This window comes from Salmonella sp. SAL03688 (assembly GCF_046551895.1).
Lineage (GTDB): Bacteria > Pseudomonadota > Gammaproteobacteria > Enterobacterales > Enterobacteriaceae > Salmonella > Salmonella enterica.
On the sequence record NZ_JBGDVI010000001.1, the window covers coordinates 1 to 16,218 of the forward strand.

The 16,218-nt window shown below is 53.1% G+C and carries 17 protein-coding genes and 1 rRNA gene; 8 read left to right on the forward strand and 10 right to left on the reverse strand.

Translation table 11 applies throughout. The features are described 5' to 3' along the window. Together ACLJR2_RS00005 and gmhB are read right to left on the reverse strand one after the other, a co-directional pair. A 16S ribosomal RNA gene (locus tag ACLJR2_RS00005) occupies positions 1-82 on the reverse strand; the annotation flags it as partial. A 370-nt stretch (positions 83-452) separates the two neighbouring features. Then, positions 453-1,019 carry a D-glycero-beta-D-manno-heptose 1,7-bisphosphate 7-phosphatase gene (gmhB, locus tag ACLJR2_RS00010; RefSeq protein WP_001140158.1) on the reverse strand — a complete coding sequence of 189 codons (567 nt, stop codon included), beginning with the start codon at positions 1,017-1,019 and terminating at the stop codon, positions 453-455. A gap of 189 nt (positions 1,020-1,208) precedes the next feature. Here gmhB and metN point away from each other — a divergent pair, with 189 nt between their 5' ends. From metN to proS, 6 genes are all read left to right on the forward strand, one after another. Continuing rightward, positions 1,209-2,240: a methionine ABC transporter ATP-binding protein MetN gene (gene metN, locus ACLJR2_RS00015; protein WP_000594021.1), complete on the forward strand. Its 1,032-nt coding sequence runs from the start codon at positions 1,209-1,211 to the stop codon at positions 2,238-2,240. Next, complete coding sequence (locus ACLJR2_RS00020) at positions 2,233-2,886, forward strand: methionine ABC transporter permease MetI (RefSeq protein ID WP_001287486.1); 654 nt, start codon at positions 2,233-2,235, stop codon at positions 2,884-2,886. Before metN ends, ACLJR2_RS00020 begins: the two co-directional genes overlap by 8 nt. A gap of 38 nt (positions 2,887-2,924) precedes the next feature. Next, positions 2,925-3,740, forward strand: a complete 816-nt coding sequence (gene metQ / locus ACLJR2_RS00025) for a methionine ABC transporter substrate-binding lipoprotein MetQ (RefSeq protein WP_000874215.1) — start codon at positions 2,925-2,927, stop codon at positions 3,738-3,740. Between the two features lie 118 nt (positions 3,741-3,858). Further along, positions 3,859-4,263, forward strand: a complete 405-nt coding sequence (gene rcsF / locus ACLJR2_RS00030; RefSeq protein WP_001202314.1) for an Rcs stress response system protein RcsF — start codon at positions 3,859-3,861, stop codon at positions 4,261-4,263. Then, a complete protein-coding gene (tsaA, locus tag ACLJR2_RS00035; protein ID WP_000093988.1) occupies positions 4,260-4,967 on the forward strand; it encodes a tRNA (N6-threonylcarbamoyladenosine(37)-N6)-methyltransferase TrmO in 708 nt (235 codons plus the stop codon). The genes rcsF and tsaA overlap by 4 nt, the downstream gene beginning before the upstream one ends. A gap of 110 nt (positions 4,968-5,077) precedes the next feature. Continuing rightward, on the forward strand, positions 5,078-6,796 hold the full coding sequence (gene proS, locus ACLJR2_RS00040; protein ID WP_001260672.1) for a proline--tRNA ligase: 1,719 nt from the start codon (positions 5,078-5,080) through the stop codon (positions 6,794-6,796). A 73-nt stretch (positions 6,797-6,869) separates the two neighbouring features. Here proS and nlpE read toward each other — a convergent pair whose 3' ends face one another. The 3 genes from nlpE to ACLJR2_RS00055 are packed head-to-tail and all read right to left on the reverse strand — an operon-like array spanning position 6,870 to position 8,567. After that, positions 6,870-7,571 carry an envelope stress response activation lipoprotein NlpE gene (gene nlpE / locus ACLJR2_RS00045; RefSeq protein WP_000252575.1) on the reverse strand — a complete coding sequence of 234 codons (702 nt, stop codon included), beginning with the start codon at positions 7,569-7,571 and terminating at the stop codon, positions 6,870-6,872. Positions 7,572-7,602: 31 nt separating this feature from the next. Further along, positions 7,603-8,025, reverse strand: coding sequence for an alternative ribosome rescue aminoacyl-tRNA hydrolase ArfB (gene arfB / locus ACLJR2_RS00050; RefSeq protein WP_000560528.1), 423 nt, complete (start codon positions 8,023-8,025; stop codon positions 7,603-7,605). Further along, the gene (locus tag ACLJR2_RS00055) at positions 8,022-8,567 is read right to left on the reverse strand and encodes a YaeQ family protein (protein WP_001185319.1); all 546 of its coding nucleotides are present in this window, start codon (positions 8,565-8,567) and stop codon (positions 8,022-8,024) included. The genes arfB and ACLJR2_RS00055 overlap by 4 nt, the downstream gene beginning before the upstream one ends. 197 nt (positions 8,568-8,764) lie before the next feature. Between ACLJR2_RS00055 and ACLJR2_RS00060 the strand changes: the two genes are divergently transcribed. Together ACLJR2_RS00060 and rof are read left to right on the forward strand one after the other, a co-directional pair. Continuing rightward, positions 8,765-8,965 carry a YaeP family protein gene (locus ACLJR2_RS00060; RefSeq protein WP_001518678.1) on the forward strand — a complete coding sequence of 67 codons (201 nt, stop codon included), beginning with the start codon at positions 8,765-8,767 and terminating at the stop codon, positions 8,963-8,965. Then, positions 8,952-9,212 carry a Rho-binding antiterminator gene (gene rof / locus ACLJR2_RS00065; RefSeq protein WP_000062330.1) on the forward strand — a complete coding sequence of 87 codons (261 nt, stop codon included), beginning with the start codon at positions 8,952-8,954 and terminating at the stop codon, positions 9,210-9,212. The genes ACLJR2_RS00060 and rof overlap by 14 nt, the downstream gene beginning before the upstream one ends. A gap of 83 nt (positions 9,213-9,295) precedes the next feature. On the opposite strand, the gene tilS is transcribed toward rof, so the two are convergent. The 5 genes from tilS to accA form a co-directional block, all read right to left on the reverse strand. Beyond that, a complete protein-coding gene (gene tilS / locus ACLJR2_RS00070) occupies positions 9,296-10,588 on the reverse strand; it encodes a tRNA lysidine(34) synthetase TilS (RefSeq protein WP_000210046.1) in 1,293 nt (430 codons plus the stop codon). Positions 10,589-10,650: 62 nt separating this feature from the next. Then, the gene (locus ACLJR2_RS00075) at positions 10,651-11,040 is read right to left on the reverse strand and encodes a VOC family protein (RefSeq protein WP_000901086.1); all 390 of its coding nucleotides are present in this window, start codon (positions 11,038-11,040) and stop codon (positions 10,651-10,653) included. Positions 11,041-11,095: 55 nt separating this feature from the next. After that, positions 11,096-13,237 (reverse strand): lysine decarboxylase LdcC, encoded by a 2,142-nt coding sequence (ldcC, locus tag ACLJR2_RS00080; RefSeq protein ID WP_001021042.1) that lies wholly within the window; start codon positions 13,235-13,237, stop codon positions 11,096-11,098. A gap of 75 nt (positions 13,238-13,312) precedes the next feature. Continuing rightward, positions 13,313-15,076, reverse strand: a complete 1,764-nt coding sequence (locus tag ACLJR2_RS00085; protein WP_000524168.1) for a chitinase — start codon at positions 15,074-15,076, stop codon at positions 13,313-13,315. A 179-nt stretch (positions 15,077-15,255) separates the two neighbouring features. After that, positions 15,256-16,215 (reverse strand): acetyl-CoA carboxylase carboxyl transferase subunit alpha, encoded by a 960-nt coding sequence (gene accA / locus ACLJR2_RS00090; protein WP_000055753.1) that lies wholly within the window; start codon positions 16,213-16,215, stop codon positions 15,256-15,258. Positions 16,216-16,218: the final 3 nt, after the last annotated feature.

Genomic DNA, 16,218 nt, shown 5'->3' on the forward strand with positions numbered 1-16,218 from the left:
CTGCTTCCTGTTACCGTTCGACTTGCATGTGTTAGGCCTGCCGCCAGCGTTCAATCTGAGCCATGATCAAACTCTTCAATTTAAAAGTTTGATGCTCAATGAATTAAACTTCGTAATGAATTACGTGTTCACTCTTGAGACTTGGTATTCATTTTTCGTCCTAGGACGTTAAGAATCCGTATCTTCGAGTGCCCACACAGATTGTCTGATAAATTGTTAAAGAGCAGATGCGACGCGGCTTGCAGCTCACCGTCGCGAGGTGGCGTATATTACGCTTTCCTCTTTCAGAGTCAACCCTGAATTTCAGGATTTTTCTCTTCAACCGACCGGCTGTTTGTGTGAAGTGATTCACATCCGCCGTGTCGATGGAGGCGCATTATAGGGAGTCGGTTCAGGAAGACAAGCGGAAAAATGCATTTTTGTTTTAACCGCTCATCTTTTATCCATAACGCTTATTTTTGCTGCTTTTTTATCGCCGATGGCAGATCGGCAAGGCTGTTTAACACCCAGTCCGCCGCGTTTTCTGCTTCTGCCGTGACCGGTTTGCCCGTACGCACCAGCACTTTTGTCCCGACATTTGCCGCCGCTGCCGCCTGCATATCTTCCAGCTTGTCTCCCACCATATAAGAAGCCGCCATATCGATATGCAGGAAATCACGCGCCGAGATAAGCATTCCTGGATGCGGCTTGCGGCAATCACATACCTGACGGAACTCTTCTATACTGCCCTGCGGATGGTGAGGACAATAATAGATGCCGTCCAAATCAACATCGCGATCCGCCAACGACCAGTCCATCCATTCGGTTAACGTTTCAAACTGCGCCTCAGTGAATTTGCCGCGCGCGATTCCGGACTGGTTCGTCACCACCACCAGCGCATAGCCCATTTTTTTTAGCTCGCGCATCGCGTCAATAACGCCGTCTATAAACTCAAATGCATCGATTTCATGTACGTAGCCGTGATCCACATTAATGGTGCCGTCACGGTCGAGAAAAATTGCGGGTACAGACTTTGCCACCTTTTATAGCTCCTGAGTAAAGCAAGTGGCGCTAGTATCGCATGTTTCAGCAGGCAAGAAAGTGCTCATCGTATAAAGCCTGATTGATTTAGACGTCTGGATGCCTTAACATCCATTCTGTTGACGGCGTTGACCGTATTAGGCAGACGAAAATGCCTCCGCTCATTTCATTACGATAATAAAGAATCAATGATTAAACTTTCGAATATTACCAAAGTGTTCCAGCAGGGGACGCGCACCATTCAGGCGCTAAATAATGTCAGCCTGCACGTTCCTGCCGGGCAGATTTATGGCGTCATTGGCGCCTCCGGCGCCGGTAAAAGTACGCTTATCCGCTGCGTTAACTTACTTGAACGCCCAACCGAAGGTAGCGTTCAGGTCGGCGGTCAGGAGCTGACAACGCTTTCAGAGTCTGAGTTGACCAAAGCTCGCCGTCAAATCGGCATGATTTTCCAACATTTTAACCTGCTCTCTTCCCGTACCGTGTTTGGCAACGTCGCGTTGCCGCTGGAACTGGATAACACACCAAAGGAAGAGATCAAACGCCGTGTCACAGAGCTGCTGGATTTAGTCGGTCTTGGCGACAAGCACGACAGCTATCCGGCAAATCTTTCCGGCGGTCAGAAACAGCGTGTCGCGATTGCCCGCGCGTTAGCCAGTAATCCAAAAGTGTTGCTGTGCGATGAAGCCACCAGCGCGCTTGATCCCGCAACGACCCGTTCGATTCTGGAATTGCTGAAAGATATCAACCGTCGTCTGGGGTTGACGATTCTGCTTATCACTCATGAAATGGATGTCGTAAAACGTATCTGCGACTGCGTTGCCGTCATCAGTAATGGCGAGCTTATTGAGCAAGATACGGTCAGCGAAGTCTTCTCGCACCCTAAAACGCCGCTGGCGCAGAAGTTTATTCAGTCCACTCTGCACCTGGACATTCCGGAAGATTACCAGGCGCGTTTGAAAGCGTCGCCGGAAACTGACAGCGTGCCGATGCTGCGCATGGAGTTCACCGGGCAGTCTGTGGATGCCCCGCTGCTTTCTGAAACCGCGCGTCGTTTCAACGTGAACAATAATATTATTAGCGCGCAGATGGATTACGCGGGCGGTGTGAAGTTCGGCATTATGCTAACGGAAATGCACGGCACACAAGAAGAGACGCAAGCCGCAATTGCCTGGCTGCAGGATCACCATGTGAAAGTAGAGGTACTGGGTTATGTCTGAGGCAATGATGTGGTTACTGGTTCGTGGCGTCTGGGAAACGCTGGCGATGACCTTTGTCTCCGGTTTCTTCGGTTTCGTGATTGGCCTGCCGGTTGGCGTATTGCTGTATGTTACGCGCCCGGGGCAGATTATGGAGAACGCCAGACTGTATCGCTCCCTCTCCGCGGTGGTCAATATTTTCCGCTCGATTCCCTTTATCATCCTGCTGGTGTGGATGATTCCTTTTACCCGAATAATTGTCGGCACCTCCATTGGTTTGCAGGCCGCGATTGTACCGCTGACCGTCGGCGCCGCGCCTTTTATCGCCCGTATGGTAGAAAATGCGTTATTAGAGATCCCTGCCGGGCTGATTGAAGCCTCGCGAGCGATGGGCGCCACGCCGCTGCAAATTGTACGTAAAATCCTTTTACCGGAAGCGCTGCCTGGTCTGGTGAATGCGGCAACCATTACACTGATCACCCTGGTCGGTTACTCCGCAATGGGCGGCGCCGTCGGCGCAGGCGGCCTCGGTCAAATCGGCTATCAGTACGGTTATATTGGATACAATGCTACCGTGATGAATACGGTGCTGGTATTACTTGTCGTTCTGGTTTATTTAATTCAGTTATCCGGCGATCGCATCGTCAGGGCTGTCACGCATAAGTAACGTTAAACACAACACAAATACTCATTAAGGAAATAAGCATGGCGTTCAAATTCAAAACCTTTGCGGCAGTGGGTGCTCTGATTGGTTCTCTGGCACTTGCGGGTTGCGGTCAGGATGAAAAAGATCCAAATCATATTAAAGTCGGCGTAATCGTTGGCGCAGAGCAGCAAGTTGCCGAAGTCGCGCAGAAAGTCGCGAAAGAAAAATACGGCCTGGACGTGGAATTGGTGACCTTTAATGATTATGTTCTGCCTAATGAAGCGCTGAGCAAAGGCGATATCGATGCCAATGCCTTCCAGCACAAACCGTATCTGGATCAGCAAATCAAAGATCGCGGCTACAAACTGGTTTCTGTTGGTAAGACTTTTGTCTATCCCATTGCAGGATATTCCAAAAAAATCAAATCTCTGGATGAGCTCAAGGACGGTTCCCAGGTCGCTGTGCCTAACGACCCGACCAACCTTGGTCGTTCCCTGTTGCTGCTGCAAAAAGTAGGGCTGATTAAACTGAAAGACGGCGTCGGTCTGCTTCCGACCTCGCTGGATATCGTGGAAAACCCGAAAAATCTGAAAATTGTTGAGCTGGAAGCGCCGCAGTTGCCGCGTTCGCTGGATGACGCGCAGATCGCGTTAGCGGTCATCAATACGACTTACGCCAGCCAGATTGGCCTGACGCCAGCGAAAGACGGTATCTTCGTTGAAGATAAAGATTCTCCGTACGTTAACCTGATCGTGACGCGTGAAGATAACAAAGACGCCGAGAATGTGAAAAAATTCGTTCAGGCTTACCAGTCTGATGAAGTGTACGAAGCCGCAAATAAAGTTTTTAATGGCGGCGCGGTGAAAGGCTGGTAAGTTTTAGGCTGATTCCACAATCTGTAATATTATTCAGGACGGGCTATTGCCCGTCTTGTCATTTATGCAAGCTCCTGATTCAATATCTGGCAATTAGAACATTCATTGAGGAAATATTATGCGTGCTTTACCGATCTGTTTATTGGCACTCATGCTGGGCGGTTGTTCCATGCTAAGCAGATCCCCTGTTGAACCCGTTCAAAGCACCGCAACCCCGCCAAAAGCGGAGCTGGAGAAACCTAAAGCGCCGCGTGCCGCTCCCGTCAGGATTTACACCAATGCTGAAGACTTAGTCGGCAAACCTTTCCGCGATCTTGGCGAGGTTAGCGGCGAATCCTGCCAGGCGACAAATCAAGACTCTCCGCCTAACATTCCAACTGCGCGCAAGCGTATGCAGATTAATGCATCTAAAATGAAAGCCAACGCCGTCCTGCTGCACAGCTGTGAAATTACCAGCGGCACGCCAGGCTGCTACCGTCAGGCGGTTTGTATCGGGTCCGCCCTGAATATTTCGGCGAAATGAGCAGCTTTCAGTTTGAACAAATCGGCGTTATTCGCTCCCCCTATAAAGAAAAATTCGCCGTTCCGCGCCAGCCTGGTCTGGTCAAAAGCGCCTGCGGCGAACTGCATCTGATAGCGCCTTACAACCAGGCCGATGCCGTTCGCGGCCTGGAAGCGTTCAGCCATTTGTGGGTGCTTTTCGTTTTTCATCAGACGATGGACGGCGGCTGGCGGCCAACAGTTCGTCCGCCCCGTCTTGGCGGTAACGCCAGAATGGGCGTTTTTGCCACGCGCTCCACGTTCCGCCCCAATCCGATTGGCATGTCGCTCGTTGCGCTAAAAGGTATCGAGTGCCGGAAAGAGAGCGTAATTCTGAAATTAGGCAGTCTGGATCTGGTGGATGGCACGCCGGTGGTGGATATTAAACCGTATTTACCGTTTGCCGAGGCCTTACCGGACGCCGCCGCCAGCTATGCGCAACAGGCGCCGATAGCTGAGATGCCCGTGAGTTTTACCGCTGAGGTGGCTCAACAGCTTACGACGCTGGAAAGGCGTTATCCGCAGCTACGGACATTTATTTGCGATGTGCTGGCGCAAGATCCTCGCCCGGCTTATCGTAAGGGTGAAGAGACGGGCAAAACCTATGCCGTCTGGCTGCATGATTTTAACGTGCGCTGGCGTGTGGTTAACACCGGATTTGAAGTGTTTGCGCTGGAACCACGGTAATTTCACGCCCTTCTCTTTTGACATCTCTTGCACGCTGGTAAACTAAATCACTTTTTTTGTATCAGGCTCACATTGAGCCTGTTCGATCGTTCAACTGGAACCGTAACAACATGCGTACTAGCCAATACCTGCTCTCCACTCTGAAGGAGACACCTGCCGACGCCGAGGTTATCAGCCACCAGCTGATGCTGCGCGCCGGGATGATCCGCAAGCTCGCCTCCGGGTTATATACCTGGCTGCCGACCGGCCTGCGCGTCCTGAAAAAAGTCGAAAACATCGTGCGTGAAGAGATGAACAACGCCGGTGCTATCGAGGTGTCGATGCCAGTCGTTCAGCCAGCCGACCTGTGGCAAGAGAGTGGTCGTTGGGAACAGTACGGTCCGGAACTGCTGCGTTTTGTCGACCGTGGCGAGCGTCCGTTCGTACTCGGCCCGACCCACGAAGAAGTTATCACCGATCTGGTGCGTAATGAACTCAGCTCTTATAAGCAGTTGCCGCTGAACTTCTTCCAAATCCAGACCAAATTCCGTGATGAAGTGCGTCCGCGCTTTGGCGTGATGCGTTCGCGCGAATTCCTGATGAAAGATGCTTACTCTTTCCACACCTCTCAGGAGTCGTTGCAGGAAACCTATGACGCCATGTACGCCGCGTATAGCCGTATCTTCAGCCGTATGGGGCTGGATTTCCGCGCGGTACAGGCCGATACCGGTTCTATCGGCGGCAACGCCTCGCATGAATTCCAGGTGCTGGCGCAAAGCGGCGAAGACGATATCGTTTTCTCTGATGTTTCTGATTACGCGGCTAACATTGAACTGGCGGAAGCTATCGCGCCGCAAACGCCGCGCGCAGCGGCGACGCAGGAAATGACTCTGGTCGATACGCCAAATGCCAAAACCATCGCGGAGCTGGTGGAACAATTCAACCTGCCAATTGAAAAAACGGTAAAAACGCTGCTGGTGAAAGCGGCGAAAGACAGCAAGTCTCCGCTGGTGGCTCTGCTGGTTCGCGGCGATCATGAACTGAATGAAGTTAAAGCGGAAAAACTGCCGCACGTTGCCAGCCCGCTGACCTTCGCTACTGAAGAAGAGATTCGCGCCGTAATTAATGCCGGCCCTGGCTCCCTCGGCCCGGTCAATATGCCGATTCCGGTCATCATCGATCGCACCGTTGCCGCCATGAGCGATTTTGCCGCTGGCGCCAACATCGACGGTAAACACTACTTTGGTATTAACTGGGATCGCGATGTGGCGACGCCTGTTGTTGCCGACATCCGTAACGTAGTCGCCGGCGATCCGAGTCCGGATGGTCAGGGAACGTTGCTTATCAAACGCGGTATCGAAGTGGGTCACATCTTCCAGTTAGGCACCAAGTACTCAGAAGCGCTGAAAGCCTCCGTTCAGGGCGAAGATGGCCGTAACCAGATCCTGACAATGGGCTGCTACGGTATCGGCGTAACACGTGTCGTTGCTGCGGCTATCGAGCAGAACTTTGACGAGCGCGGCATTGTATGGCCTGACGCCATTGCGCCTTTCCAGGTCGCTATTCTGCCGATGAATATGCACAAATCCTTCCGTGTGCAGGAGCTGGCGGAAAAGCTGTACAGCGAATTGCGCGCGCAGGGCATTGAAGTGCTGATGGACGACCGTAAAGAGCGCCCGGGCGTGATGTTTGCCGATATGGAGCTGATTGGTATTCCACATACTATCGTGATTGGCGATCGCAACCTGGATAACGACGATATTGAGTATAAATACCGTCGCAGCGGTGAAAAATCGCTGATTAAAACCGGCGATATCGTTGATTATCTGGTCAAGGCGATTAAAGGCTAAACGACATTTTGTTGGCATTGCCCGGCGCCATCCGGCAGATATGTAAAGGCCTCGCACCCTGCGAGGCCTTTTATTAGTGAGTGCAATCTTTACCCGGCGCAAACTTCACATTTTTATCAGCTATTAGCGTTTTTACCGGCTCGCCCGTGTCCGGATTCGCGGCTAACACAAAATGCCCTTCTACCGTCAGCAGCACCGGTTTTTCCGCTTCACCTTTCGCCGCCAGATAGCCGCGCTCAAGCTGGGCGTTACTGGCGACCGGCAGCCGTTTTCCGGTCGCACAATCGGTAAAGGTCGCCGCATCGGCCCTGTATACATACATACCACGCAACGGCATTGGCGTTACCGGCAGGCTGGCGGTAACAGGCACCAGCGTATAATTAAGCTGCGAAGCCACCGGATTGCCTTCTCTGTCGAGCATCTCCAGCGCATTGCCTTTCGCGCGATAATACGATTTCTCGCCATTGCTGTCGGTTAACACCAGTTTATCCGCCGTCCGCGCCCAGGTACCGTATGACGCAAAAGAGGAAGGTTCTTCGCGCACGCCCTGATAGCGCTCGTTCATCACCCATGTGCCGTCTTTTTCCAGAAACAGTGACGTTTCAATACCTTCACAATCCGCACAGGGCAGCACGCCGCGCCAGCTTTGCTGCATGGGTTTTAATTCCGCCGCCTGCGCAGGTTGCAGGGCGTCAACTTCCGCACGGTTATTACACCCTATCAATGCAAATAGCGTACAGGCTGCCGCTACTGACAATATTGCTGTTCTCACCATAAAATCCTTATGAAATTGCTATTCCTGCCCGTCAATCCAGTGGACGACGAACTTTGCCGCGAAGCGCCTTTACAGAAGATTTTTGCGCCTTTGAGGACAAGCGGCGCTCTTTCGAGGCACGCGTCGGACGGGTTGCGCGACGGCTTTTCTGCACCGCGGTTAATTCTTTTATGACGGCAACCAGCCTGGCGATAGCCGCTTCCCGGTTGAGCTCCTGGCTCCGGAACTCCTGCGCCTTAATGATAATGACGCCATCATCGCTTATCAGATGGTGGCTGGCCGTCAGCAAACGCTGTTTATAATACTCTGGCAGGCCAGAGGCCCGAATGTCAAAGCGCAAATGAATCGCGCTAGAGGTCTTATTTACGTGCTGACCACCCGCGCCCTGCGCGCGAATGGCCGTAATTTCCAGCTCATTATCGGCTATGGAGACCGTCCGGGAGATGGCAATCATGAGGGCTGTTGCCAGGCGGTTAGCTGTATTTCCAGATTATTCCGAGCATCAGAAAGCCAGATTGCGCCGTCCTGAATCGTCGCCTGTAGCGTCATGGTACGATCGGCAAATTCACTGAGCTGCGCCAGTTGCCCGTCATCCAGATACCAGACGGACAGGTTAGCGAACTGCGCGCACTTGCTTTGATGCTGCTGCCACCAGATTTGCGCCGCCCGGGAGTTATAAGCAAAGAGTGCGACGTCGCTCGCCTGAGTACAGGCTTTCTTAATACGGCGCTCATCCGGCAGCCCCAGCTCAATCCAGAGATCGATGCCCAGATGATCGTTACGCAGCCAGGCCTCCGGCTCATCTTCCGCGCTGAGCCCGCGTGTAAACTGCAACCGTTCATCAGCATATTTTATCCATGCCAACAGGCGCAGCATCATGCGCTCCTGCGTTTCAGAAGGGTGACGCGCCAGCGTCAATGCCGCATCCAGAAACCGGTTGCGATCAAGGTCAGCCACATTGACGACGGCTTTATAAATTGTCGCTTTAAGCGCCATGAGAAAACTCCTTTCGAATCAGGCGCCCATTGTAGCGAAAACCGTGCTAAAAGGCTGTTAACGAATCTTTTACCCACTCGCGTCAGGCGCTGATATTGCGCAAATGAGTATGGTATAGTCACCTTGCTAAACAAGATTTAACTTCGTAGGCTTAGACTTGCATCCACGGTTAAGTCAGAATGCTGACAGGAGGGCATGTGGAAAAATATTGTGAGTTAGTACGCAAGCGGTATGCGGAAATCGCCAGCGGAGACTTAGGGTATGTCCCGGATGCGCTGGGTTGTGTATTGAAAGTGCTTAATGAAGTGGCGGCAGATAGCGCCCTTTCAGAGTCGGTCAGGGAAAAGGCAGCTTATGCTGCCGCGAACTTACTGGTGAGCGATTATGTCAATGAATGAAACGTATCAACCCATTAATTGCGATGACTACGATAGTCTTGAGCTTGCCTGCATGCATCATTTAATACTGACGCTAACGTTAAAAGATGGCGAGGTTTTGCAGGCAAAAGCGAACGATTTGATCTTACGTAAAAATGTAGAATATCTGCTTGCCGAGGTTTCCGGCGAGTCTTGTGAGCTTCGTCTCGATAAAATCGCCAGTTTCAGCCACCCGGAAATTGGTACCGTGGTAGTTAGCGAATCCTGAGTATTTTGTTGCCGGATGGTGGTGCAAGCACCTTATCCGGCCTACGTTCCATGCGATACATAGGCCTGATAAGCGCAGCGCCATCAGGCATGCCAAACCAGACTCACCCCTTCTTTATCTTCTGCTGCTCCCTCACGCGTCACAAAAACACCCGCAGCCGCAATCAGCGTTTCGCCGTAAAACAACAGCGGCGTGGTGTCTCGTCGCCAGGGCGGGATCCCCTGCTCCTGCCAGATTTTCTTTAATTTACGTCCGCCGTGACGTCCCACAATGTGTAGCAACCCTGGCGCTTTAAACCGAATACTGACGGATTCTTCCTCTCGCGGTCGGCGCAGTTCGCCGCCAGGAACGAGCTGTACCGTCCCTAAGCCGGCAGGCAGCGCCAGCGGTGTTTGCCAGACGGGCCAGGCGACCGTCGTTTCGTGTTGTCCGGCCACGGATTTAATCCACCACAGTTGCGACTGATAACGGCGAATCTCGCGATCGCCAAAGCGTAAACAGGGAGAGGCATCGTCGCGCGCCAGCGCCACCTCCTGCCAGATACGTTCCAGCGCGTCGCGAGAGGGCATCGGCGCATTACGCATCGCCAGCCAGCGACGCAAAATCGCCGCCCGCCGTACATCGCTCATCGACATTAATGGAGAGAGCCGCAATGTTCCCTCCGCCGTGATACAGTCCGTAAGATCGCTGGCCAGAAGCTCGTCCAGCAGCCTTTCTTGCTCGGCGCAGAGCGTCGCGCTACGGGCTACCGCCGCAGGAAAATGCGGCCAGCGCTGCTGCAAGAGCGGAAGCGCCCGCAGGCGTAAAAAATTGCGATCGTAGGCGTCATCCTGATTGCTTTCATCTTCAATCCAGCATAAGCCATGACGCACAGCCCACTGTTCCAGCGTCTTCCGCGTTTCTCTCAACAGCGGGCGAAGAAGCAGAGTTCCGGCAAAAGGCGAGCGTTCTCCCATCGCGGAAAGTCCGGCCGGACCGCTGCCGCGCTTTAACGCCAGCAGGAATGTTTCACACTGATCGTCAAGGTGCTGCGCGGTTGCCAGCACTTCGCCAGGCAATAGCGTCTGTGCGAACGCCCGGTAGCGCGCTTCACGCGCATGGGCCTCGATACCCAGGCCATTATCTGCCAGCGTCACCCGCTCCACTACCAGCGGAACCTGCCAGCGTGCGCATACGGTTTCGCAATGCCGCACCCAGCTATCAGCATGAGGGCTTAAACCGTGATGAATATGGATAGCACGCAGCGTAACGTCAGGGTGGCGTTCTCGCCACAACACCAGTTGATGCAGAAGCACCGTAGAATCCAGGCCACCGCTAAAGGCAGCCAGAATACGGCGAGAAGAGAGTAACGAGGTATTCAACGTGAGAGTGGTCATGATCCATGCTTATAGTGACTTAGCCCGGCAACGTTACCTGGCGAGCGTCTTAATGACAAGCCTTACTGCTCATACAGCTCAAGCGGTAAACCGTCCGGATCGTTGAAAAAAGTAAAGCGCTTCCCGGTATACGGATCGATGCGTATCGGTTCGCACTTAACCTGATGCTTTTCCAGATGCGCAACGGCGTTTTCCACATTTTCCACGCTGAAAGCCAGATGGCGCAGGCCACAGGCTTCAGGTCGGCTTGGACGCGCCGGAGGGAAGGGAAAAGAGAAAAGCTCAATCACATACTGCCCGTTTAGCGCCAAATCGCCCTTCCACGAGTCACGCTCTTCCCGCCAGGCTTCGCTTAGCAGATCGAACCCCAGAATATCGCAATAAAACGCCTTGCTCACCGCATAGTCTGTCGCAATGATCGCGATGTGATGAACCTGTTTTAATCCCAGCATAGCGTCTCCTTTATTGATTATCAGTACGTTACTCGTCACATTCCCGTCAGGCAAGCTAACAGGCGTGTTTTAAGACTCGTACCTGGTACACCCCGTCTTCATTCCGTTTCGCGCCGTGAATATCCGTTTCAAAACCGGGATAATGCTGGCCAATCGAGCAGAGCATCAGCAGAAAATCGAGCACGGCCCGACTCTGTTGCGTGATCCTCTCGCCGGGCATCAACAGCGGAACGCCTGGCGGATAAGGCAGGATCATATTCGCGGAAACGCGCCCTGGCAGTTGATCGAGCGCCACGGTTTCCACCTCGCCTTTGATCTGACGCTGCCAGGCCTGGTGCGGGGTCATGATCATCTCCGGTAAAACCTCGAACGCCCGCAGCATCAGCCCCGGAAGATCGTGCTGGCGGATCAGTTTATGGATCCCCTGCGCCAGATCCTGAATGCGCATATTGCGATAAAAATCCGGATCTTCCGCATACAGATCCGGCAACATATTTTTGACGCGCAGGTTAAGATCGTAGGCGCGTTTAAATTCCGTCAGTCCGCGCAGCAGCCCCATCGCACGGGTCTTATCAATCCCTATGCTGAACAAAAACAGCAGATTATACGGCCCGGTTTTTTCCACCACCACGCCTCGCTCATCGAGGAACTTCGCCACCAGCGCGGCGGGTATCCCCTCTTCGCTCATGTTGCCCTGTTCATCCATCCCCGGCGTCAGGATTGTCACCTTAACCGGATCGAGAAACATATGATCGTCATCGGCATCGGCGAAGCCATGCCAGGTTTCTCCCGGCGTGACCGGCCAGCATTCGGCCTCATCAACCTCTTCCGGCTGCCAGATATCAAAGAACCAGCTATCGGACTCTTCACGTAGCCGCTGTACCTCTTTACGAAAATGGAGCGCCCGCTCCACCGAACGATTAATCAATCTTTTCCCTGGATTGCCGCGCAGCATCGCCGCTGCGGTCTCGATAGAGGCGACAATGGGATAGCTCGGCGATGTGGAAGTGTGCATCATAAACGCTTCGTTAAACGTCTCTTCGTCATATTCCCCTTTGATATGAATAAGCGACGCCTGCGAAAAAGCCGCCAGCATTTTATGGGTGGATTGCGTTTCGAAAATCACTTTTCCGGGCACCCGATCGCCGCTCATCCCGCTTTTCCCCTGGTAGATCGGATGGAAATGGGTATAGGGTACCCAGGCGGAATCAAAATGGATCGAGGGAACGTCCAGCATCTGCTTGATCCAGTTAGTGTTATACAGCAGACCATCGTAAGTAGAATTGGTGATAACCGCATGAACCGGCCATTGCGCCTGCGCGGTTTCCGCCACCTTACGCGCAATGCTGTCGCGGGTAAATTCACGCTTAGGAATACCGCCGAGAATACCGAGCGCATTGCGCGTCGGCTTCAACCAGAGAGGCACCACATCGCTCATCATCAGCAAATGCGCCAGCGATTTATGGCAATTACGATCAATAAGTAGCGTACTTCCCGCAGGCGCGGCATACATACCGACAATTTTATTCGAGGTCGACGTACCGTTCGTCACCATATAACTCTGCTCGGCGCCAAAAGTACGGGCGATATACTCTTCCGCTTCCAGATGCGGCCCGGTGTGATCCAGCAGCGATCCCAGTTCAGTCACCGAAATCGACACATCGGCCTTTAAGGTATTGCCGCCAAAAAAGTCATAAAACAGACAGCCTGGCGGGCTTTTCTGATACGCCGTTCCCGCCATATGACCCGGCGTACAAAAGGTATATTTTCCTTCTTTGGCGTAGGTAAACAGCGCTTTGGTAAACGGCGGCGTAATATTATCGAGATATTCGTTTGTATATTGATGAATGCGCGTCGCGATATCTTCAGCCAGCCCCAATGCATACTCAAAAAACCACAGCGCCATGCGCATATCGTGAACGCTAACGTCCAGCGTGGAGTTGGTATTGATAAAGGCGTAGAGAGGAAGGTATTCATTTAGCTGGTTGATTTCGCTACAAAGGTCGAGACTGTATTCATCCCAGTCAAAAATAACGCCGCAGATGCGCGGGTTATGTTCAATAAACTTCAACAAGTCAACGCTATTTTGCGGCCAGATAATTTGAAATCCCAGGGATTGTAATGCACGCTCAAGCTCCTTGATGGGTTCATCTTTATAATAAACCCCGTGCGGCCCCATAATGGCGATGATGTTCATGCTTTCTCCTGAAAAAACCTGAGATAAGCATAGTAACAATCCTGCCGATGCAAAGCACCGACAGGATTTATCTTATTACAATGCGTTCCATGCATCGGCCCAGGCAATCCCTACGCCGGGCTCATAGTAGGCAGGCGCAACATTACACCATGAGCCTTCCGGGAACGGTTTGCACTGGTACAATGCGCCATTACTGTTAACGATGTCGCCCGGATTCCATTTCTGGCTGCTGCTCCAGGCAGGGTAGCTGGTGGTCTTATCTTCGTCATCCGCAGCGGCGGCCTTCGCTTTCACATTCAGCGTATAAACCGCTGTACTGGAGAGCGTACCGTCGCTAACGGTCAGATTCACCACATACTGGGTGTTCTGAGTAACATCCGGCGCGTTGAAAATCACAACGGCTTTATCCTGGCCACTGAGCGTTTTGCCATCCTGCGACATCCAGGTATAGGTGAGCTTGTCGCCATTCGCGTCGGTCGATCCTTCCGCGCTGAGTGAAACCGGGCTACCGGCTTCCACCGCCCCGACCGGCCCGGCAATGCGCGCGACTGGCGCCACGTTTTCATCCGTCACTGGCGCCGGAGTTGGCGTGACATCCGGTTCAGTGGTTCCGTTATCATCGACGACATTAACGTTGAAATAATGCTGTACACATTTCGTGTAGTCGCCCTCTTTAAAGGCGGTATACGGCGTCTGATATCCCACTAACTGGCAGGAATAGGTTTTACCGTCCGCAGTATCGGCGCTCCAGCCCCAGTCTTGTTCCCAGTAGATCGGTAACGCGCCAGCACCGCCTTCATCGAACTGCTTCATCTTTTTACAGCCCAACACTTCGTCCGCCGGCACCGGCACTTTCAGGTAGTTGGCAAACTCTTTGTAGTAGGCGATACGGTTAAGCGACTGCGCATTCTCATCTGCGCCGCCGCACTCCACGCCGCCATTGATGATCTGAATGGTGACGCCGAAACCTGATACCAGGCCGTTTGCTTTATCGCGATCGTTTGGCTGCCAGGTACCGTCAATCACATGTAGCATAGACGGCTTCGGCGGCTGCGGATACACAAAGAAGAAGACGGCGCTCGCCAGGTTCATCCAGGTATCCGCCACCAGCTCGGGTTTATCCAGCAGAGGGCGAACGTCGCCATACATCGCGTCAGAGAAAGGCCCATAGTTGTAGTTATAAGAAAGCTGTTTTGCCCCGCGACCAAAATAGCTGAGGAAATCGCCGTCCTTATCTTTACCGCACGGCCAGGTCTGGCCCTGCCATACATCCGGGTTACATTCGCCGTTGTAGCCGCCTTTCTGCCCTTCTGTCCAGCCGACTTCGCGCAGATAGACCAGCGCCTGACGCCATTCCGGAATGTCACGCCAGCTTTCGTGACCGCCCGTCTCCTGGGCAAAATGCGCAAACATAGTAGCCAGGGTTTTACGGCAGATAGCGTCGCTATCGCGTCCATCGGTGTAGGTACCACAAACCGCCGGGAATTTACCTATCGCTTTCAGGAAGTTAGAGTAAGTATATTCCGGCGCGCGCATCGGGAACAGATAATCCCAGTCGGCCTCTTTCAGAATACTTTCAACGCGTTTTACGTTTGCCGGATTAGCGGCGCGCCCCGGTTCGATTTGTTCGACCGCGCTGTTATCCAACGTCTGGATAGAGGATTTCACTGCCTCCATTAACGGAAAATCCGTCAGCGCTTTCTCTTTCGCCGCCAGATCGCTGGCGTTAATGGTCATTGGCTCACTACTGCTAAGCAGCGGCGCGGCCTGCGCACCGGATAAGCTCAACATGATCCCTGCCGCCACGGCGCTGAGCGCCAGTGTTTTTTGCAATCCCATAATTTTCTCCTTGAAGGGTAGTTCACTGCCTGCCCTGGCCACACGCCTGGCAGTTGCTACAGTGTCAGGGAGAACATGCCGTTGCGTTTAATCACATCAACTCATCGGCGTCTCATTTTTCCTCGTCCAAAAAAAAGAGGCCGGATTATCCGGCCTCCTGGGAAAAATGAGGTAAATGATTAGGCGTAACCGTAGCTCATCAAACGCTGGTAACGACGGTTTTTTAAATCATCGGTGCTTAACACATCGAGATCGGCTAAATCTTCCAGCAGCTGCGCTTTTAGCGATGCCGCCATCGCTTCCGGATTACGGTGCGCGCCGCCCAGCGGCTCCGGAATGATGGAATCGATGAGCTTCAGCTCTTTCAGACGCGGCGCGATGATGCCCATCGCTTCAGCAGCCAATGGCGCTTTGTCGGCGCTCTTCCACAAAATAGAGGCGCAACCTTCCGGGGAGATAACGGAATAGGTGCTGTATTGCAGCATATTCACTTTATCACCCACGCCAATCGCCAATGCGCCGCCGGAGCCGCCTTCGCCAATCACGGTGCAGATGACCGGTACGTTCAGACGAGACATCTCACGCAGGTTGCGGGCGATAGCTTCAGACTGACCACGCTCTTCCGCGCCCACGCCAGGGTAAGCGCCCGGGGTGTCGATGAAGGTGATAATCGGCATGTTGAAGCGTTCAGCCATTTCCATCAGACGCAGCGCTTTGCGGTAGCCTTCCGGCGCTGGCATGCCAAAGTTACGACGAATTTTTTCTTTGGTTTCACGACCTTTCTGATGACCAATGATCATCACCGGCCGCCCTTCCAGACGCGCGATACCGCCGACGATGGCTTTGTCATCAGCATAGGCGCGATCGCCCGCCAGCTCATCAAACTCATCAAACGCCAGACGAACATAATCCAGGGTGTACGGACGCTGCGGATGGCGCGCCAGTTGGGCTACCTGCCATGCGCCGAGATCGGCGAAGATTTTGCGCGTCAGTTCTACGCTTTTTTCGCGCAGGCGATGGACTTCTTCATCGATATTAATATCCAGTTTCTCATCCTGGCGGCTTACCGCAGTCAGAGAATCGATTTTCGCTTCCAGCTCTGCTATCGGCTGTTCAAAATCAAGGAAATTCAGACTCATAGT